Here is a 19,756-nt window from a genome sequence, read left to right as displayed (position 1 = left end):
GGCTGTTTTTACGGAGATAAAGTTTCAGTATTCGTAAAACAGCAAGGCAGGAAGCGATGATAGATCATTTAGACCACTTGGTATTGACCACCACGAACGAGCAGGCGTGCGTGGATTTCTACGTCGGGCTGCTGGGTATGACGCTGGAAAGCTTCGGCCAGGGCCGCAAGGCGTTCAAGTTCGGCGAACAGAAAATCAATCTGCACGTCAAGGGCAAGGAATTCGAGCCCAAGGCGCACCTGCCCGTGCCCGGCGCGCTGGACCTGTGCTTCATCGCCGCCGTGCCGCTGGACAACGTGATCGCCACGCTGACCGAACGCGGCGCCACGATCATCGAAGGCCCGGTGATGCGCACGGGCGCCCACTATCCGATTCGATCGATCTACCTGCGCGATCCCGATCTGAACCTGATCGAGATTTCCGAGAGGGTCCAGTGATGAACGCGCGCGTTCGAACCACGGTGGGCTTCGTCGGGCTGGGGCAGATGGGCAAGCCCATGGCCCTCAATCTGATCCATGACGATATCGACCTGCTGGTCACCGCCAAGACGCCCGAAGCCTATGGCGACCTGCGCGCACGCGGCGCCCGCATTGCCGACACGCTGCCCGATTTTCGGCATGCCGACATCGTCGTGCTGAGCCTGCCCGGCACCGACGCCGTGCGCGGCGTGTTGCAGGGCGAAGGCGGCCTGGCGTCGATCCTGAAGCCGGGCGCGATCGTCATCGACACGAGCACGATCGAGCACGGCGCCACGCTGCAATTGCACGACGATCTGGCCGATCGCGGCATCGGCTTTCTGGATGCCCCGGTGTCGGGGATGCAGGCGCGCGCCGAAGCAGGCACGTTGACCATCATGTGCGGAGGCGACCCGGGCCTGTTCGAAACGGTCAAGCCGCTGCTGCAGCGCATGGGCAATGACGTGCTGCACATGGGAACGGCCGGGGCGGGGCAGTTGGCCAAGCTGGTCAACCAGCTGCTGTTCGACGTGAACTGCGCGGCGCTGGCGGAAATACTGCCGATGGCTTGCCGCATGGGCCTGGATCCGGAAAAGGCGGCCCATGTCATCAACAGCGGAACCGGCCGCAGCTACGCCTCGGAATTCTTCCTGCCGCGCATTCTGCTGGGCCACTTCACCGATGGCTATCCGCTGCAAGCGGCCTACAAGGACCTGGTCAGCGCGGCGGAACTGGGCGCGCGGCATTGCATCCCGATGCCGGTGCTGGCGGCCGCCACCGCCACTTATCAGGCGACCCTGCTGCGCGGCCATGGCGCCGCCGACAAAGGCGCCATGGTGCTGATGTACGAGGATTTGCTCAACGTTCGTTTCAGGAAAGGTGCGCGATGAATTTTCACTCCCAGCTGTTGCAGCGGGCCGAACAAGGCCGGCCCCTGCGTGTGGGCATCATCGGCGCCGGCAAGTTCGGCTCGATGTACCTGGCCCAGGTGCCCCAGACCCCCGGCATCCACATGGTGGCCATTGCCGATCTGTCGCCCGCCAATGCGCATCGAAACCTGGAACGGATTCACTGGTCGAAAGAGCGGGCCCAGGCGCGCTCGCTGGACGAGGCCGTCAAACTGGGCACGACGTTCGTCGGCGACAACTGGCAGGCGATGATCGCGCATCCGAGCATCGACATCGTCATCGAATGCACCGGCAACCCGATCGCTGCCGTCGAGCACTGCCTGGAAGCCTTCCGGCAGGGCAAGCACGTCATCAACGTCACGGTGGAAGCCGACGCCTTCTGCGGCCCGTTGCTGGCGCACCGGGCCATGCAGGCCGGGGTGGTCTATTCCCTGGCGTATGGCGACCAGCCCGGCCTGGCGTGCGAGCTGGTGGATTGGGCCCGCACCTGCGGCTTTCCCATCGTGGCGGCGGGGCGCGGACACAAGTGGCTGCCCAAGTTTCGTGAATCCACGCCCGATACGGTCTGGGACCATTGGGGCGTCACCGCCGAGCAAGCGCGCATCGGCGGCATGAACCCGAAAATGTTCAATGCCTTCCTGGACGGCTCCAAGCCCGCCATCGAGAGCACGGCGATCGCCAACGCGACGGGGCTGCACGCACCCGCCAACGGCCTGAGCTTTCCGCCCGCATCGGTCGAACAGATTCCGACCGTCATGCGCCTGCGCAGCCAAGGCGGCGTGCTGGACCAGACCGGCGTGGTCGAAGTGGCATCGTCGCTGCATCCCGATGGCCGTTCGGTGGGGTACGACATCCGCAAGGGCGTCTGGGTGTGCGTCGAGGCGCCCAATGACTACATCGCCCGCTGCTTCAAGGAATACCAGGTGTTCACCGACCCGGAAGGGCGCTGCATGGTGCAGTACAAGAAGTGGCACCTGATCGGCCTGGAATTGGGCATCTCGGTGGCCAGCGTCGGTTTGCGCGGCGAACCCACCGGCGTGGCGCGCTGCTTCAACGCTGACGTGGTCGCCACCGCCAAACGAGACTTGAAGCCCGGTGAAGTGCTTGACGGAGAAGGGGGCTACACCGTGTTCGGCAAGCTGTTCCCGGCCCGCGACTCGGTGGCGCGGCGCAACGTGCCGCTGGGCCTGGCGCACGACCTGAAGCTGATCCGGCCCGTGCCCAAGGACCAGCCCTTGACCTGGGACGACGTGCGGATCGACGACACCCTGACCGCCTACCGCGTACGCAAGGAAATGGAGCAGCTGTTTCCGCAGTCCTGAACGCCCCTGAATGCGCGCAGCCGCACGAAAAATAGAAACAGGGCGCGGGGCCGCCCTGGCAATCCCCAAGAGGAGACAATCCATGAAGATATCGGCTCTACGAGTCGCGGCGACGCTCGCCCTGACCCTCACGCAACCGGCGGTCGCGGCGGACAACGACTATCCGCGCCGCCCCGTCACCATCGTGGTGCCCAGCTCGCCGGCCGGGTCCACGGACATCGTCGCGCGCCTGCTGGGCGAGCAGCTGACCAAGGGGCTGGGCCAGCCGGTCATCGTGGAAAACCGGCCGGGCGCCAGCGGCAATATCGGCACGGAATACGTTGCCCGCGCACCCGCAGACGGCTATACCCTGCTGCTGCAATACTCGGGCTATCACGTGGGTAACCCGGCGCTGTTCAAGGATATCCGCTGGAAACCGGCGGACTTTGCACCGGTCGCCCTGGTCATGCGCGCCCCGCATGTCATCGCCGTGAGCGGCAAGCTGCCTGTCAATTCCCTGGCAGAGTTGATCGCCTATGCCAAGAAGGACAACCGGGGGCTGTTCTACGCCTCGTCGGGCAATGGATCGATCCAGCACATCGCGGGGGAAATGTTCGGCAGCGCCGCCGGGGTGCCGATGACCCACGTGCCCTACAAGGGCGCGGGGCCGGTCGTGGCCGACCTGATCAGCGGCCAGGTCGATATGTTCATCACCACGCCGCCCTCGGTCATCAGCCAGGTTCGCGCCGGCAAGCTCAAGGCGCTGGCCTACGCCGGTTCAATGCGCAATCCGTCGATGCCCGAGGTGCCCACCACGGCGCAGGCGGGGCTGGCCGGCTACGAAGTGGAGTCCTGGTTTGCGGTCTTTGCGCCGGCAAAAACCCCCAGACCGGTGATCGACAAGCTGGCCGACCAACTGCGCAAGATCGTCGCCAGCGATGGCTACAGGAAGCAGATGGATGAACAGGGCGCTTTCGCGGCGTTCATGGGGCCGGACGAATTGGGTCAGTTCGTGGACCAGGAGCTGGCGACGTGGGCCCGGGTGATACGGGATAGCAATGTGACGACGCAGTAGGGGCGGGGGGCTGGCGGCGCAAGTTCGCCCGGCCGGCCCCGCCAGCGAACCGGGCGCCGCCACGCCCCGGGGGCAAGCGGATGTCAGGCGGGTTGCTCACTGATGGCGGATGCCTTGCCGCGCACGCTCACGGGCGATCCGAGTTCTGCCGTGAATGCCACTTCTATCCTGCACGGCTGGCCCATGTCCACGCCCTGCATGATGACGATTTCGCCCTCTTGCACTTGGCCCAGGTCGCGGAGCATGCCGGCGAAAGCCGCTGCCGCCGCGCCCGTCGCGGGGTCTTCCAGCACGCCGCCGATGGCGAACGCATTGCGTGCCTGGAAGCGCCGGTCGCCTTCTCTGAAAACGAATGCCACGGTCCCGATGCCATGCGTCTGCATGAAGCGGCGTCCCTCGTCCAGGTCATAGTCCATGCGCGCCAGCGCTGCGCGCGACTGTAGCGGGATGACCAGGTGGTCAAGGCCCGCGTGGGCAAGGCAAGGCGCAAGCGCGGGGTTCAGCTCGCTGGCCGCGTAGCGGAAGATTTTCAGCGCTTCGGCCAGCAGCTCGGGCTGGGCGATGGCGCTGCGTGTCGGGGGCGAGCGAAGCACACTCGTCCATTCGCCGTCCCGTTTTTCGGCCGCGACTTCGATCTGGTTGTGGGCCAACGACAGTGGGTACGTCGCCGGGCCGAAGGTCTGCCCAAGCACCGCACCCAACGCGATGGTTGCGTGTCCGCAGAAGGCCACTTCCGCTTCGGGTGAATAGTATCGGGTGAGCCACGAGCCGTCGCCGTTCGGACAGGAAAATACCGTTTCCGAGTAGCCCACCTGGGCCGCCACCCGCTGCATTTCCTCGGTGGGCGGCAGTTGGTCGGCCAGCACGACGCCCGCCGGATTTCCGCCGTGGCCGTCGCTCGTAAACGCTGCGATACGGTGAATGTGCATGCAAAGGTTCCTTGTTGTGGTGTGACGGGCAGGGATCGGTCGTTGAGGGTTCACGATGCCGGATCAGAAAGCTTATCAGGGTGGCGACGGCCGCACCGAGCGCCGCGCTGGCCAGACCGCTTGCGGCAAGCACCCGGGCCAGCGCGGCAGGCTTTCATCGTCAGAACGTGCCTCGCAGGGTCAGCATGACATTGCGGGGATCGCCGTATTGAATGCCGTTGACCAGATTGCCCACGGCGCTGTAGTAGGTCTTGTTGAAGATATTGTTGACGTTCAGCACCGCTGCCCAATTGCGGTTGAACTGATACTTCGTATAGGCGTTCCATACCGCGCGGCCGCCCGCCTGGACCGTGGTGGCCCCGAGTTGGCGGGACTGGCCGCTCTGCACGTTCACGCCGCCGCCCACCGTGAAGGCGTTCAAATCGCCAGGCAGCTGATAAGTCGTCCAGAGCCGGAAGATGTGCTTGGGGGTGTACCACGCGAAGGCCTGGCCTTCGCTGCTCTGGTCCTTGAGGTATTTGGTGGTGTTGAAGGTATAGCCGGCATACAGATTCCAACCCTGCGTGAGTTCACCGCTGATCTCGGCATCGAACCCCTGGCTGCGCACCTTGCCCGAATCGGTGTAGCAGTAGTAGTCGGCGGCGCAGGTCGGGCTGGAACTGAAATCGACTTGAGCGCGGTTGCTCTGGTCGATGCGAAAGATGGCGAACGCCGTATTGATGCGGCCATCCAGCAATTCCCCCTTCAGGCCCAGTTCGTAGCTTTCACCGACGATGGGCTTGAGCGCCTGTCCCGCGGCATTGACCTCGCTTTGCGCCTGGAAGATGTCGGTATAGCTCACATACGTGGTCCATTGCGGCGACAGGTCCAGGATGATGCCGGCGTAGGGGGTGAAGTGGGAGTTGGCCTGTTTCGTCTGGCCGTTGACGAGTACCCCGGCGCTGGTGGTATCGGTGGTCCAGATCCGGTCGGAGCGGCTGAATCGTCCCCCCAGCACGAGCTTCAACGGGTCGGCCAGTTGCAGCCGGGTCGTGCCGTAGAAGCCCAGCTCGCGGTTCGAGCCGATGCGCGCTTCGTCCGTGCCGGCACGCATGGCAGCCGTGGACGGCTCGGGCAGATCCGGATTGAAGTTGAAGGCGTTGAATGTCGCGTAGTTGACCAGGTAGGCGTACGACGTGTCGATCTTGCTATGGCCGTAGTTGGTGCCCAACACCACTTCGTGCGTGCGGCCAAAGGCGCGGAACTTGCCGGTCAGGTGCGCGTCCACACCCGAGGTATCGATGTCGGCCACCGTTCTTGCCGCGTTGACGACGCCGATCGGGTTCACCGGGTTGATGGCACGGCTGGAAGCGGTGTACTTCAGGTATTGATTTTCCTGCACGTAGGCGCCGGTCATCTTGAAACGCCAGTCGTCATTGAACGCATGCGTGAAGTCGGCGTAGAACCCCTGGTTCGAGGTTTCCTGGCGATTCCAGTCGGCCCCATAGCTGGTGGAGCGCTTGAAGCCCACCTCTTTGCCGTTGCTGTAGCGAGGCAGGCCCGAGATCGACGGGCTGCCACGCAGGTCTTCGTGGCTGTAGCCCAGGTTGAGCTGGGTGTACGGCGAGAAGTCGTATTCGATCGTGCCGTAGAAAGTGGTGCTTTTCATGTGCACCCGATCCACGAACGAGTGATTGTCCTGGTGATCGATGAGGGCCCGGCCGCGCAGGCTGCCGTCTTCGTTCAGGCGGCGGCTGGCGTCAAGCTGCATGCCGTAGCGGTCCCAGCTGCCGGCCTTGGCCTCGACTATGAAATAGTTCTCTGGCAAGGGCCGCTTGCGCACCAGGTTCACTGCCCCTCCGGGCGACCCCGACCCCTGCAGCAGGCCCGCCGCGCCGCGCAATACCTCGACGCGGTCATAGAAGGAAGTTCCGCCGGAATAGTTGCTGGCGCGGCCGTACATATTGCGCTCCAGCGGTACGCCGTCATACTGGATCACGCTGTTGTCGAAGCCGCGCGAATAGATGTATTTGCCGCCTTGCGGGCTTTGCTGCAGGGTCACGCCGGTGGTGTTTTCCAGCGCGTCGTACACCGAGGTCAGGTTCTGCTCGTCCAGGCGCTGGCGCGTGACCACGCTGACGGACTGCGGAATGTCGCGCAGCGTCTGCTCTCCCTTGCCGATGGTCACCGCCGGCGTGGTGTAGGAACCCGACCCCTCGGTCATCAGGCGATATTCCTGCCCCGTCACGGTCACGGGTTCGAGCGTGGTCGCGCCAGCGCCGGGCAGGCGCCGCAAGGCATAACCGCCGCTGGACAGCCTCACCCCCTCGAAACCGGTGCCGGCAAGCAAGGCGCCCAGGCCGCGCGACACGCTCCAGCGTCCATTCAGGCCCTGGCTCTGCAGCCCGCTGATCTGCGCGGCATCGAATGACACATTCACACCAGCGGCGCGCGCGAACTGGCTGAGCGCATGATCCAGCGGACCGGCGGCGATCGAGAAGGTGGATTCCCCTTCCTGCGCGGCCGCGGCGGACTGCGCCCGGGCCGTCGGGGCAACCCAGGCAAGCGTCGTGCCGCAGAGCATGCCGACGAGAACGGTGGACAACACGGTGGGAGCAGACGTCTGGCGCGCTGTCCTGGAGGTACGAACGGGGGTCATTGCGTAGTCTTGATAGGCCAAGTTGAAAGGTGTCTTTCCCTGTAGGCCGGTCGAAAACGCAAATCCCCTCACTTTTTCTGAAAAAAAGCGCTGCCTCCCAACACCGTCCCGAAAGGCCTCAGGCGGGTCCCACCGCCACCCAATAACGAGTCCAGTAGCGCAGCCGGATCGGCAGGGTCTGGGCCAGGAAGTTCAGGGCCTGGTCGGTGTCTTTCACGTGGTAGGTGCCGGAAACCAGCAGATCGGCGACCCCTGGGGCGCAACTGATGCGGCCGTGGCGATAGCGCGCCAGCTCGGCCAGCACGTCGGCCAACCGCATGTTCTTGCCCTCGATGGCGCCATCCAGCCACGCGTCGGCGGTGATGGCGGGATCGTTCACCCGACGCGCGCCGTGTCGGTCCAGCCGTACGGTCTGGCCGGCTTCGGCGATCAGCGCGACGCCGTCGTTGGCCCGCAATGCGACCGCATCCTGCTGCACGCTGACCTGGGCGCCATCGTCGTCCAGACGAACGATGAAGCGCGTGCCCAGCGCCTGGGCCGTACCAAACGGCGTGCGGACCAGAAACGGACGCTTGACGGGCGACGCGGTATCGGCGCCCGTCTGAATGGAGATCTCGCCGCGACGCAGGACCAGCAGCCGCTGTGCGCCTTCCATCCGTATGTCCACCGCGCTGTCGGTGTTCAGTACCAGCAAGGTGCCGTCGGCCAGCGTCAGGCGATCGTGCTGGCCCACGCCGGTGCTGGCGTCGGCCAGCACCCGTTGCCAGGGGGTGTGTTCACGCACCGTCCAGCCCATGCCGGCCAGCCCGCCAGCCAGCAGCAGGCCTTTGAGCAGGGTCCGACGCCGCAGCTGCCGGATATCGCGGGTGGCGCCCGCGGCCGTCAACGTGTCCAGCGCCAGGCCCTGCGGCATGGCCATGAAGTCGGCGTTCAGCATCTGCATGCGCGCCCACGCCCGCTCATGCACGGGCGCCGCACGGCGCCAGCGCTCGAACGCCGCACAGGTATCGGAATCGGCCGAACCGAAGTTCAGCTTGACGGACCAGGCGATGGCCTCGTCGACCACCGTGGCAGGTATCGGGGCAGCCTCGCTCACGCGTCACCGAACCGGTGGGCATAACATTGGCGCAACCCTGCCGCGATGTAGCGTTCGGCGGTGGCCAGCGAAACACCCAGCCGCTCGGCAATTTGCGGGCAGCGCATGCCGTCGAGCTGCGCCCACAGGAACGCCTGGCGCACTTTGGGCTTCAGGGCATCCAGCATCTGATCGATCTTGATGAGCGCTTCCAGCACCAGCATCCGGCTCTCGGGGGAGGGCGCCAATTCTTCCGGGGTGCGCGCCAACACCTCAAGCCAGGCGCGCTCGAGTTCCCGGCGGCGCCAGTGATCCACCAGCAGGCCACGAGCGATGGTGCTTAGATAGGCCCGCGGTTCACGCGTCTCGATCGCCGTCGACCGGCCCAACAACCGCACGAACACGTCGTGCGCGAGATCGGCAGCCTCGCTGGAATTGCCCAATTGCCGCCGCAGCCAGCCGTGTAGCCACCCATGATGGTGCGCATAGAGCGTCTCGACCTGGACGTGCGTCTTGGAAGGCATCGAACGTGAATTTAAATGATAACTATTACCTATTGTAGAGAGCGAAGGTGTTCCAGGCAAGACGCAGGCAAGGTTGCTTCCCGGGGGATGGGCTGCGGGAATGAAGTCCGCCTTTTCCCGGCAGCTGAATCTGGCAAATTCCGAACGTCCTGATCGTTAGCTTGCCTCGTCCGCATGTTTCGCCAGCGCTGCACGCAGCGCCTCCGGGATCGCCACACGCTTGCGCTCGCCGTCACCTGGAATGCATATGCCGGTGAAGCGCCCGACGAAGATCTCTCGGCCGCTGTCCTGGTACGCGTCCACTTGCATGTCGAAAGAGGCGCGGCGAATTTCTCGAACACGCACCCGAATCATGAATTCGTCTTCTGGCCAAAGCGCACCGCGAAAGTCCATCTCGAGGCCGCGGCACGGCGTGCCCACCCCGACTTCCTTCAGGAAGCTCCGATAGTCGGATTCGACCAAGTTGCCGTAGAACAGATTGACGGCGGCGAGCAGGTAATCCACGAACTTGCCCGTGTAGACCACGCCCGCGGGATCACACTCACTCCAGCGCACCCGACGGCGCACCACGAACGGCGTGCGACTCGCAACACTCTCATAGCTGTCGATAGTCATGATGCGCTCACCTCACTTTTCGTGGCGCCTGCGTTGCGCAGCGCTTCGTACAGTGCCGGGTAGGAAGATGCCAATCGCTGGTCATCCACGCGGCCTGTGCGAACCATGAACTGATAGACAAACGCGTGTGGCGTGTACTGGTCCATCCAGTCGCCGACTTTCTCGTACCAGAGATAGGAGCGCTCGGACGCACAGATCAGCTTCTCCTTCTCGGGACGACGCTTGTCTTCAAACGTCTTGAGCGCGACGTCCACATTGCCGTCGGAATCGCAGACGGCAGCAGCCAATGCGATCGCGTCTTCCATGGCAATGCGCGTGCCGGAGCCGATCGAAAAGTGCGCGCTGGTCTGCGCATCACCGATAAGCACCTTGTTCCCGCTATGCCACCGGTCGTTTCGCACAACCGGAAACTGGCGCCACGCCGAGTTATTGGAGAGCAATGGCGATCCATCGAGCTCGGGCGCAAACACCTTCTCGAAAAGTGCCTGCCGGGCCTGTGAATCCAGCTCTTCCATCCCGAAGCGCTGCCAGGTCGCATCGTCGCACTCCGCAACAAAAGTGCTGCGATCGTGCGTGTATGGGTAGTAATGCGCGACGAAGCTGCCGCCGTCATATTGCCGAAACACGAGAGCAGGCGAGACGAATGCCCGTCCGACACCGAACCATGCAAAGTGATTCGTCAAATGCGACCGTCGAGTGCCGAAACCGTGCTCATCCTCGGTCCGCACGACGGAATTGACGCCGTCGGCGCCGACGATCAGATCTGCATCGCCCAGGCCGAAATCCGAGAGCTGCGCGACCGATCCCAAGCGCACTCCGCCATGAATCTGCACTCCTTCCCCACGCGCGGCGGCTTGCAACACTTCCAGCAGGTCGATGCGTCGGATCGCGCCGCCTTTCGCCGGGCGCTCCACGAGCAGCGCAGTTTCCTTCACCGTGATGACCTGCCTGTCAGTAAAGGTCATCTTCTGGATCAGGGCGTCATGACTGGCCGCGTCGGCTGCGCGTAAGCTGTTTCGTCCAGAGTCAGCCATCACGACACCGAAGCCGAAGGTGGCGTCGGGCGGGTTCTGCTCCAGCACCACGACCTCCCAGTCCGGCCGGCGCTTGCGCACCAGCATTGCGAAGTAAAGCCCGGCAGGCCCCCCGCCGATGATTGCGATCTTCATGCCGCACTCCCTCCAATGATTCGAAGGGTGTCTTTGTCAAACTGCACGACCTCTCCGATCAAGCCGCCCGTCAGCGCGCCATTCCAGACCGCAGGTTTGAACCCTAACGCTTTGCGCGAGAACTGGATCTGCGTATCGGCTTCGATGCGCCAGTAACCCTTCGTCGGCCCGCTGACCCGCAATTCGTCACGCTGCCGAGCGTGCGCAACCAAGGCGGAAAATTCCTCGACATCCAGTACAAAGATCGTGGGCATCATGCGGACTCCAGCTCTTGGGCCAGCAGTTGGGCTTTGCGCTGCCACACGTCGTCGATGCAGCTCAGGGCCCCCGGGCGCTGCGAAAGCTCGACCGCAGCGTTGATGGTGCGCGCCGCGTCTTCTATGTCCAGATTGGTGAACGGTCGAGCTTGCCACGTGATCTCGATGGAGTAGCCATTCGGATCGAAGAAGTAGATCGATTCGATGACCTCGTGGCGAATCTGATAATTGAGCTGGATGCCGGCGGCTTCCACTTTCTCTTGGCAGGCGAGCAACTGCTCCCGACTGTCAACCCGCCACGCGGTGTGCGTCGCCTTGTAACGATAGTCTTGCCTGGGCTGGGCAAAATCTGGCTGATCCGCTCCGATGTAGTAGAAGAAAGCAATGGTGCTGTCGTTGCCGCTATCGAAGAAGAAGTGAAGGAAGTCCGCGTGATTGTCCGGCCCCCAGCCTCGCGCTGAAATGGCATGGACCAGCGGCAGTCCCAGGAGGTCGCGATAGAAATGTACGGTTTCCGCCAACTTCCACGTGGGCCGTGCCGTATGGTGGACACCTTTCAGAGGAAGCGATTTCACTGTGCTCATTGCATTTCTCCTTGCTTTGACGCCGCTTCCGCGGACAGCTTGTCGGTGATCAGTTGACGCAAGAGAACCTTGCTCAACTTCCCAGTCTTGGTCATGGGGAACTCTTCTACGCTTTCGATCCGCTCGGGCCATTTGTACTTGGCCAGGCCCTCTTCTTTCAGGAAGGCGCCCAGGGCCGCGACGTCGGGTGCCGTGCAACCAGGTTTCGGTTGGATGAACGCACAGACGCGCTCGCCCAGTACGGGGTCTGGCATGGCGCAGATCTGGACGTTCGTCACTGCTTCGTGTCGGCGAATCATCACCTCCACTTCTTCGCAATTGATTTTTTCGCCACCGCGGCTGACCACGTCCTTCGTGCGGCCTCGGAACTGGAAGTACCGAACGCCGTCGATGGTCTTTGCCAGCATCAAGTCGCCGGATCGATAGAAGCCGTCGGAGGTGAAACACTCTCGATTTCGTTCTTCAGCCTGGTAGTAGCCGTGGATGGTGTACGGACCCGCGAAAGCGCACTCGCCGTCAACGTCATCCTCGAAGATTTCTTGATCCGTGCCTGGCACGAACAACTTGACCCGGTCATGCTCGGAAACAGGACGCCCCACCATGTCGTCCTGCACGATCTGCGGATCATCGGCGCGAGTGAGCATGATCACCCCTTCGGTCATGCCGAAGATATGACGCACGGGTGCGCCAAAGATCTGACGCAGGCGCGGGGCGCCATTGGGGGCGATGACGCCGCGCAGACGCTCAAGCCGTAACGCTCCGGCGTCCAGTGCCGGCTGTATGCGCGCAAGTATCGCGCCAACGGAGATCCATGTCGGCTGATACGTCTGCAGTGTGTTCAGGAGATCGTCCGTGCTCATGCTCGGCGTGATGACCACGGTGCCACCGATCATGAGGAAGGGGCCGAAGCAGCAGCCCATGTTCAGGTTATGAACCATAGGCAACGGCATGAAGAGCGAGTCCTCACGGGTATAGCCGTTTACCGCCGCGACCGTCCGCATGTTGTACAGATATTCGCTGTGAAACCGCGGGATGATCTTCGGGACTCCTGTTGTGCCACCGGAGAGCTGAAACACCGCCACCTGCAGGGGGTCACGGGGCACCTGTCGCAGTAGTGCTCTGGCTTCTTCGAGCGCTATCCCATCAGCCAGCGGGTGCAGTCCCACTGCAGCACCACGCGTCTGTCCGCGCGCTTGCACGATCCATTGAACGGTCGATAGCCTTTCCTGCATCCGGGTGGCGAACTCGACATCGTCGAACTTCGGGTCGTCTCCCTGGACGAGATGCAACCGAGCTTCGGTCAGCTCACCCAGATACCCGATCTCGTGTTCCCGGTGCGCTGCCAAAGTGCAGACGGGAATAACCGCTGCCTTCAAACATGCAATGAAGAAAATGACCAGTTCGGAGCTGTTGCCGAGTTGGAAGAGGGCGCGGTCGAAAGGCCTCATGCCCATGCGCAACAGGGCGCCGCCCAGTCTGTCCGTAACCTCGTCCAGCTGGCGATAGGTATACGCGCGTTCAATGCTCTGGAGTGCGACCTGGTCAGGGTTCAGTGAGACGGCTCGGGCAAAGCCATCAACCAATGTCTCGTTGGTCAGAACGCCTGACTGTACGTAATGGCGTACCGTCTCAGCCATGGGATACACCACTCCCGGTAGCGCATGTAGAACTCCTTCTTTCACGATTCTTGTCTCCGCTTATTCGGCCACGATGCCCATTTGCTTGATCACGCCGCCCAGGAGTGCCTGCTGCTCAACAAGGAATGCAGACGCTTGCTCGAGGGTGGACACCTTCGGATAGGTTCCCAGGTTTCGAAACTGGGCAACCACTTCCGGCTCGGCCAAAGCCTTGTTCAGTTCGGCATTGAGCTTGCGCTGCACGTCGTCGGGCGTGCCTTTTGGCACATGCAAGGTGAACCAGCCATACACCACCATGCCCGGCACCGTATCCTTGGCGAGCGCAATGCCTTCGAGGCCCGGCAGCACGCTATCGGAGGCGACGGCAAGTGCCTTGATCTTTCCGCCCTTGATCAGGCCGATCAAGGGTGCGACCCCGTCGGTGTACATATCAATTTGCCCGGACACCACCGCCTGGAGTCCTTGCGGCGTTCCGGAAAATGGAATTTGCCGCACCTTCACCCCCGCTTTCGACGCGAGCAGGCCGGACGCCAGATCGGGCACTGAGGTTCGGGTTGGGCTGCCTATCGTTACCTCCTCCGGAGACTTCTTTGCGAGCGCCAGCGCCTCACCCAGGGTCTTCGGCGCAAAGTTTGGATTCGCGGTGAAAATCATGGGCGTAATGCCCACCGTTCCGATGGTGGCGAAATCGCGATCCATCGAGTACGTGGCCGTCTTGTATGTCAGCGGAGTGACCGCCGCCACCGCTGCCTGCGCAAAGCCAAGCGTGTAGCCGTCCGGCGCCGCCGCCTTCAAGGCGTTCATCATCACGATGCCTCCCGCGCCCGGCTTGTTCTCGACGATGATCGTCTGTGACAGCTTTTTCCCGAGGACATCTCCGATAACTCTTGCCATGACGTCAGGGGCGCTGCCCGGAACTGACGCCACCAGCAGCCGGATCGGCTTATCCGGGAAATTCGATCCTGCATGTGACGTAGGGGCGAAAGCCGCCGCGGCGGCCAGACAGGCCACCGAAAATCCGATTCTCAGCATGAATTTGTCTCCTGAATCCACTTGAGCGCCATGTTCGAAATGACGATGGTCGTCTCAGTTGTTTTGTGCCGAAATCCCGGCACTCCACCCATCCAAGTCTTTATGGTTGAAAAGTGCTCCTTTGCCAGGCGACCCAAATGACGCCTCGTTAGATGAACATCTACTGACTGGAGGCGATGCGAGGCCTCAGCCATTCCTGGAGATGGCGGCCCACGATGGCCTGGCCCGACTCCTCACCCTCCGCCAACGCCATCCCGTGGTGATTTCCGCGGACTTTGATGCGTTGCTTCTCCGTGCTTGCGATGGACGAATAGATCTCGTCCATGTCGCTTGGGAAGGCAGCCTGGTCGCCCGTGTATTCCAGCATCAGGGTCGGCAGTTCGAGCTCGTTACCAAATTGCTCGAAGCTGGCGCGCGAACTGATCCCTGACCAGGTGGACAGCCACGACTCGGGCGTAATCAACCGAGCGAATGCGACGCTTCCCATATTCGAGACGAACGGGTCCGCGCCCCAGAGAGAACCGATGGCGCGGTCGGAGCGGTCAAGAGACAAGTCCCAGCACCGCAGGTCAGCGTCGGTGCGCCACAGCGTGAGGATCGGTGTAAACGCTGCCTTGCGCCGCAAATCTGCCGACGCGCCATCGCCCAGCGCCTTCAGTTCCTTGCGCGACGCAGCGCGCGACTCCAGAAGCTGGCGAGCTTGGGTGTCAAGCCGAGCGACCCGTTCGCGCTGAGCCGCCCGATAGCCATCGACAAACGCTGCGTCGTAAGAGGACGAACTCGGAGGCATTCTGAATCCGTTGGTCTCGCTGAACGGATCAAACTTCGGATTGACCGAGAAAGGATCGTTCTCGTCATCGACGGACGGGTCGATCCCGTTCATGAGCAGCTTTCCCTGTCCGGGGTGTGGCGAGACGAAAATCAGAGCGTCAGGCGAGGGCATGTCTGCTTCTGCCAGCTTGACGGGCCGCCCGCCCGGCGTCTTGCTCAGTCGACGCTCAGGACTGCGAAGCGCCTGTTGCGCGTAGAAGCCGAAAAGCCCGGCGCCTCCAGATGTTCCCTGCAGCGTGATGTGCGAGAAACCGAGTTTTCGCAGGTGCACCATGGCTGCGGCCACATCGAGCAACGCGACTTCATGCTCAAGGCGCAGATCAGATCCGATCGCACGAGGGGCTTGGACCCAGCAGGCGGCGCCCGAGTCGAGCACGTCGGGAACCAGATAGGGAGTCCCCGAGAATTCCCGAGGATGCATCAAGCACACCACGGATTTCTCTTTGCCGGTCTGACTGTAGAGGAAACCAAGGGTGCGCTGTCCATCGGCAGTGCGCAAGGGATAGGGCCGCAGCGTGTACGGCCTGTCCATACGTTGGGGATTCCAGCCAGCGCCGCGCAGTCCTGCCGTCACCGCAGGTTTTTTGATCTCAGTCAAAGTTGCCTCACTCCGTAATTGACACCCAGTAAATTAATGCTAGGGTAAAATTGATAGACCGTCAATTAGGAGTTCGCCAGTGGCGACAAATGGTTCTTCCTCCCGCCGCGCAGCCGCCAGCCGGCCCGTTCTTGATACCGCGCAAACCCCCAGGCGGCGCGGCCGCCCGCCTAAGGCGGTACAAGAAAATCCGATTGATGCGCCCCTGATTTCCCGAGTTCAGATCATCGAGCGCGCAGTGCAGCTCACCAAGGTTGAGCCTTTGGAGGAGTTGTCGATCGTGGGCCTGGCGCGGGATTTCGGCGTGGCGTCGTCGTTGATCCATTACTACGTCGGCAGTCGGGATGGCCTCATCTCCGGCGTGGTCAACGAGTACTTCAAGAGACGGGTCGAAAGACTCGCCGCGCTAACCGGACAATGGCGCCACGACATCGAAAAGCACGCCCGGTTGAGCTATGCCTTCATGGTGGAGTACGGCGGCGTGCTTCGATATGTGATGGCACACAATCGATTTCGGCTGTTTCAGCAGGTCGAGCCCGGGCAAACGGACTATGGGCTGGTGTATCTCAACCGAGTTGCCGAGATTTTTCGCGACGCAGGGTATAGCCCTGAACACACCGCCATGGGTTACCACCTGCTGGCGCAGTACACGATGACAGCGGCGTACGCGCAGGTGAGTCGGCAGCTTCCAGCCTTGCATGCGAAATTCATCCGCAAACAGATTGAATCTGCATCGCCGCAGGAATACGCAGCGGCGCATTACATGCTTACGCCGTTCATCGAATTGGATGCGAACAAAAGCTTCGAAACCGGCCTTCAGATGCTCTTGGACTCGATGGAGCAATGGAAAGGACGGCCTCGCTCCCGCCCGGTTCGCAAATGAGGAGCCAGATGAAGCGCTCCCCCTGACCTGGCCCGCCCCGTTCCCGCCGCCCAGGGTATCCCCCAATCAAATTCCTCTTGCGGAAAATCAATAGCCTATAGGACACTTTGTGTCATAGCCGCATCCAAGCGGCGGACACAAGGGGAATGGCATGAAACGCAAGATCATGGCGGCCGCGCTGGCGTTGGCCGCGGGGCTGGGCAGCACGGCGCAGGCGGCTTTTCCGGATCATCCGGTCCGGCTCGTGGTGCCTTTCGGGGCCGGCGGCATCACGGACATCGTGGCGCGGCAGGTGGGCAAGGGCATGGGCGATGCGCTGGGCCAGAGCGTGGTGGTGGAAAACCGGCCGGGCGCGGGCGGGGTGATCGCCGCTCAGGTGGCGGCCACGGCGGCGCCTGACGGGTATACGATTTTCATGGGCACGGTGGGCACGCAGGTGGTGAACCCGCTGATCTACGCCAAGCTCAGCTACGACCCGGACAAGTTCGTGCCGGTGGGGCTGGTGTCCGGGTCGCCGTATCTGCTGGCGGTGCGTGGCGATCTGCCGGCGGCGAATTTCGGCGAGTTCGTGGCGTATGCCAAGGCGCATCCGGCCAAGCTGAATTTCGGGTCGGCGGGCACGGCCAGTTCGCCGCACCTGGGGCTGGAACTGCTGAAGCTGACGGCGGGCGTGGATATCGTGCACGTGCCGTTCAAGAGCGGCAGCGAGGCGGTCAATGCGGCCATCGGCGGGCAGGTGGATGTGGTCATGGACGCCAGCCCGGTGATCATGCCGCACGCGGCATCGGGCAAGCTGCGGGCGCTGGCGGTGGCGTCGGACCAGCGTTTGCCGTCGGCGCCGCAGGTGCCGTCGTCCAGCGAGGCCGGCGATGCCGCCTTGCAGATCAGTTCTTGGAATGCTTTTTTTGCGCCCGCGGGTACGCCGCCCGCGGTGCTGGAAAAGTTGAACGCGGCGCTGCGCCAGACACTGGCCTCGCCCGACCTGAAGGCGCGCCTGGCGGCGCAGGGCACGCAGCTTTACACCGGCGCGCCTGACGAATACGCGCGTTTCATCGCGGCCGAGAAGGCGAAGTGGGCCGAGATCGTGAAGCGCGCCGATATCAAGATGGATTGACGATGGCAACGTCCGAGACGAACCCGATGATGCCGCAGACAGAGACTATGCCGATGACGAACGTGTCCCACACAACCCCGGCCCTGCATCCGCTGGCCGGCAAACCCCTGGAACTGGCCGACACGCTGCGCTCGGGCAACGCCTGGAAGATCCGGCTGGCCTGCGGTTTCATGGGCCTGGCGCTGACGCGCCGAACCTTCGACATCGTGCAGGGCGATCTGGAAACCGAGGCCTTTGGCCGCATCAACCCGTGGCGCCAGGTGCCGGCACTGCTGACGCCGGAAGGCGAGTGGCTGGCCGAGTCGCAGGCGATCCTGTGGTATCTGGGGCGCGGCACGCCGTGGCTGCCGGAAGGCAGGCTGGAACAGGCGCAGGTGGCCAGCTGGCTGAGTTTCGAGCAGACGCAGCATATGCATGCGTACGCCCAGCCGCGGCTGTTGATCCATCTGCGCCGGACGGCGCGGGTGGACGACCCTGCCATGGTGCAGTGGCGCACCATCGGCCTGCGCGCGGCGGCCTGGATGGATGCGCACCTGGCGGGCCGCTCATTCCTGGTGGGCGATGCGCCGACCATCGCGGACATTGCGCTGTACCCCTACACCAGCATGGCGGACGAGGGCGGCTACGACCTGTCCGCCTTTACCCATATCAGTGCCTGGCTGGCGCGCATGCGCGCCTTGCCGGGCTTTACGCCGTTGTTGGAAACGGCATAGAAAGGAGTCGAGATGGCCGATACGATGCACTTGGGCAAGGACGAATTGATACAGCGGGCGCAGGCCGACATGCAGCGCAAGCTGGATACGCCGGACTGGACGCTGCGCGAACGCCTGGCGCTGACCTGCCGCATTCTGTTCGACGGCGGGCACGATTCGGGCCTGGCGGGCCAGATCACGGCGCGCGCGCCGGAGCCCAACCGCTATTACACGCAGCGCCTGGGCTTGGGCTTTGACGAGATCACGGCAGGCAACCTGTTGGTGGTGGACGAAGACCTGCAGGTGCAGGAAGGCGGCGGCATGCCGAACCCGGCCAATCGCTTTCACTCGTGGATCTACCGGGCGCGGCCGGACGTGAACTGCATCATCCACACGCACCCGCTGCATGCCGCGTCGCTGTCGATGCTGGAAGTGCCGCTGGAAGTCTCGCACATGGACAACTGCCCGCTGTATGGCGACGTGGCGTTCCTGAAGGACTGGCCGGGCGTGCCGGTGGGCAACGAAGAAGGCGTGATCATCTCGGGCGCGCTGGGCGACAAGCGCGCGATTCTGCTGTCGCACCACGGCATGCTGGTGGCGGCGGGCACGGTGGAAGAGGCCTGCGTGCTGGCATTGCAGTTCGAGCGCGCCGCGCGCATGCAGCTGCTGGCGATGGCGGCGGGCAAGATCCAGCCGATTCCACCGGCGCTGGGCCACGAGGCGCATGACTGGATCCTGACGCCCAAGCGTTCGCAGGTGGGTTTTGCGTATTACGCGCGGCGGGCGCTGCGCCAGCATCCTGACGTGCTGGGCTGAAACTCGACGAAGCCGTCGGTTTAGGGCATGCTTACCGGTCGTTACCGTGCCCTTTTCCGCCCATGATCGACCTGCCTCACCGTTTGCGCACGTTGCGTCGCCAGCAGTCCCTGTCCCTGGAACAGCTGGGCGAACGCACGGGCCTGACCAAAAGTTATCTTTCCAAACTCGAACGCGGGTTGAGCGAGCCGTCGATTTCGACCGTGCTGCGCCTGGCCGAAGCCTATGGCGTGGGGGTGTCGCAATTGGTGGGCGGGGGCGACGGCGAAGCGCAGGACGAGGTCGTGAGCCTGGTGCGCGTGGCCGACCGCGAGGTCCTGCAACGCCGCGGCCTGGGTAGCGAATACCACTACGAGTCGCTGGCCGGGCGCCGCAAGGTCAAGGCCATGGAGCCCTTCCTGGTGCATCCGCCGCGCGAATTCCCTGATGCCTCGGCGGTGTTTCCGCACCCGGGCGAGGAATTCCTGCTGGTGCTCAAGGGCGCCATCGAGGTGCAGGTGGGCGAACGCGAGTTCCGCCTGGATGCCGGCGATTCGCTCTATTTCGATTCCGAACTGCCGCATCGCATGCGCACGGTCAGCCGCGGCGCGGCCGAAGTGCTGGTGGTGGCGGCGCATTGATTT

General features: G+C 63.3%; 20 protein-coding genes. 9 read left to right on the top strand and 11 right to left on the bottom strand.

What is annotated here, in order from left to right; translation table 11 throughout:
• Nucleotides 1-56: 56 nt before the first annotated feature.
• From HV798_RS18835 to HV798_RS18820, 4 genes are all read left to right on the top strand, one after another.
• Nucleotides 57-437 carry a VOC family protein gene (locus HV798_RS18835; protein WP_175193181.1) on the top strand — a complete coding sequence of 127 codons (381 nt, stop codon included), beginning with the start codon at nt 57-59 and terminating at the stop codon, nt 435-437.
• A complete protein-coding gene (locus HV798_RS18830) occupies nt 437-1,345 on the top strand; it encodes an NAD(P)-dependent oxidoreductase (RefSeq protein ID WP_175193182.1) in 909 nt (302 codons plus the stop codon). The genes HV798_RS18835 and HV798_RS18830 overlap by 1 nt, the downstream gene beginning before the upstream one ends.
• The gene (locus tag HV798_RS18825) at nt 1,342-2,685 is read left to right on the top strand and encodes an NAD(P)H-dependent oxidoreductase (RefSeq protein WP_175193183.1); all 1,344 of its coding nucleotides are present in this window, start codon (nt 1,342-1,344) and stop codon (nt 2,683-2,685) included. The genes HV798_RS18830 and HV798_RS18825 overlap by 4 nt, the downstream gene beginning before the upstream one ends.
• Before the next feature lie 82 nt (nt 2,686-2,767).
• Nucleotides 2,768-3,739 (top strand): Bug family tripartite tricarboxylate transporter substrate binding protein, encoded by a 972-nt coding sequence (locus tag HV798_RS18820; protein WP_175193184.1) that lies wholly within the window; start codon nt 2,768-2,770, stop codon nt 3,737-3,739.
• Nucleotides 3,740-3,822: 83 nt separating this feature from the next.
• Here HV798_RS18820 and HV798_RS18815 read toward each other — a convergent pair whose 3' ends face one another.
• From HV798_RS18815 to HV798_RS18770, 11 genes are all read right to left on the bottom strand, one after another.
• Nucleotides 3,823-4,668, bottom strand: coding sequence for a PhzF family phenazine biosynthesis protein (locus HV798_RS18815; protein ID WP_175216484.1), 846 nt, complete (start codon nt 4,666-4,668; stop codon nt 3,823-3,825).
• Between the two features lie 160 nt (nt 4,669-4,828).
• Nucleotides 4,829-7,306 carry a TonB-dependent siderophore receptor gene (locus tag HV798_RS18810; RefSeq protein WP_175193186.1) on the bottom strand — a complete coding sequence of 826 codons (2,478 nt, stop codon included), beginning with the start codon at nt 7,304-7,306 and terminating at the stop codon, nt 4,829-4,831.
• Between the two features lie 118 nt (nt 7,307-7,424).
• Nucleotides 7,425-8,402 carry a FecR domain-containing protein gene (locus HV798_RS18805; RefSeq protein WP_175193187.1) on the bottom strand — a complete coding sequence of 326 codons (978 nt, stop codon included), beginning with the start codon at nt 8,400-8,402 and terminating at the stop codon, nt 7,425-7,427.
• Nucleotides 8,399-8,905, bottom strand: a complete 507-nt coding sequence (locus HV798_RS18800; protein WP_175193188.1) for a sigma-70 family RNA polymerase sigma factor — start codon at nt 8,903-8,905, stop codon at nt 8,399-8,401. Before HV798_RS18800 ends, HV798_RS18805 begins: the two co-directional genes overlap by 4 nt.
• 156 nt (nt 8,906-9,061) lie before the next feature.
• The gene (locus HV798_RS18795) at nt 9,062-9,520 is read right to left on the bottom strand and encodes an acyl-CoA thioesterase (protein ID WP_175193189.1); all 459 of its coding nucleotides are present in this window, start codon (nt 9,518-9,520) and stop codon (nt 9,062-9,064) included.
• Nucleotides 9,517-10,689: an FAD-dependent monooxygenase gene (locus HV798_RS18790; RefSeq protein ID WP_175193190.1), complete on the bottom strand. Its 1,173-nt coding sequence runs from the start codon at nt 10,687-10,689 to the stop codon at nt 9,517-9,519. The genes HV798_RS18795 and HV798_RS18790 overlap by 4 nt, the downstream gene beginning before the upstream one ends.
• The gene (locus HV798_RS31905) at nt 10,686-10,946 is read right to left on the bottom strand and encodes a hypothetical protein (RefSeq protein WP_343038577.1); all 261 of its coding nucleotides are present in this window, start codon (nt 10,944-10,946) and stop codon (nt 10,686-10,688) included. Before HV798_RS31905 ends, HV798_RS18790 begins: the two co-directional genes overlap by 4 nt.
• On the bottom strand, nt 10,943-11,530 hold the full coding sequence (locus HV798_RS18785) for a VOC family protein (RefSeq protein WP_343038576.1): 588 nt from the start codon (nt 11,528-11,530) through the stop codon (nt 10,943-10,945). Before HV798_RS18785 ends, HV798_RS31905 begins: the two co-directional genes overlap by 4 nt.
• The gene (locus HV798_RS18780; RefSeq protein ID WP_175193191.1) at nt 11,527-13,167 is read right to left on the bottom strand and encodes an AMP-binding protein; all 1,641 of its coding nucleotides are present in this window, start codon (nt 13,165-13,167) and stop codon (nt 11,527-11,529) included. The genes HV798_RS18785 and HV798_RS18780 overlap by 4 nt, the downstream gene beginning before the upstream one ends.
• A 60-nt stretch (nt 13,168-13,227) precedes the next feature.
• Nucleotides 13,228-14,199, bottom strand: a complete 972-nt coding sequence (locus HV798_RS18775; RefSeq protein WP_175193192.1) for a Bug family tripartite tricarboxylate transporter substrate binding protein — start codon at nt 14,197-14,199, stop codon at nt 13,228-13,230.
• Between the two features lie 160 nt (nt 14,200-14,359).
• Complete coding sequence (locus HV798_RS18770) at nt 14,360-15,628, bottom strand: alpha/beta hydrolase (RefSeq protein ID WP_217481186.1); 1,269 nt, start codon at nt 15,626-15,628, stop codon at nt 14,360-14,362.
• A 79-nt stretch (nt 15,629-15,707) separates the two neighbouring features.
• Between HV798_RS18770 and HV798_RS18765 the strand changes: the two genes are divergently transcribed.
• The 5 genes from HV798_RS18765 to HV798_RS18745 all read left to right on the top strand — a co-directional run bounded on the left by HV798_RS18765 (nt 15,708) and on the right by HV798_RS18745 (nt 19,753).
• Entirely contained in the window at nt 15,708-16,511 is an 804-nt protein-coding gene (locus HV798_RS18765; RefSeq protein ID WP_246288932.1) for a TetR/AcrR family transcriptional regulator, read from the top strand.
• 151 nt (nt 16,512-16,662) lie between these two features.
• Complete coding sequence (locus HV798_RS18760; RefSeq protein WP_175193193.1) at nt 16,663-17,625, top strand: Bug family tripartite tricarboxylate transporter substrate binding protein; 963 nt, start codon at nt 16,663-16,665, stop codon at nt 17,623-17,625.
• Between the two features lie 62 nt (nt 17,626-17,687).
• Nucleotides 17,688-18,338 carry a glutathione S-transferase family protein gene (locus HV798_RS18755; RefSeq protein WP_246288929.1) on the top strand — a complete coding sequence of 217 codons (651 nt, stop codon included), beginning with the start codon at nt 17,688-17,690 and terminating at the stop codon, nt 18,336-18,338.
• Between the two features lie 12 nt (nt 18,339-18,350).
• The gene (locus HV798_RS18750; protein WP_025140665.1) at nt 18,351-19,133 is read left to right on the top strand and encodes an aldolase; all 783 of its coding nucleotides are present in this window, start codon (nt 18,351-18,353) and stop codon (nt 19,131-19,133) included.
• 62 nt (nt 19,134-19,195) lie between these two features.
• Nucleotides 19,196-19,753, top strand: coding sequence for a helix-turn-helix domain-containing protein (locus HV798_RS18745; protein WP_025140666.1), 558 nt, complete (start codon nt 19,196-19,198; stop codon nt 19,751-19,753).
• The last annotated feature ends 3 nt before the right edge of the window (nt 19,754-19,756 follow it).

Origin of the sequence: Achromobacter deleyi (assembly GCF_902859705.1) — a bacterium.
In the GTDB taxonomy this organism is placed as follows: Bacteria; Pseudomonadota; Gammaproteobacteria; order Burkholderiales; family Burkholderiaceae_B; genus Achromobacter; species Achromobacter deleyi.
This window is presented reverse-complemented; position numbering and strand designations above follow the sequence as displayed.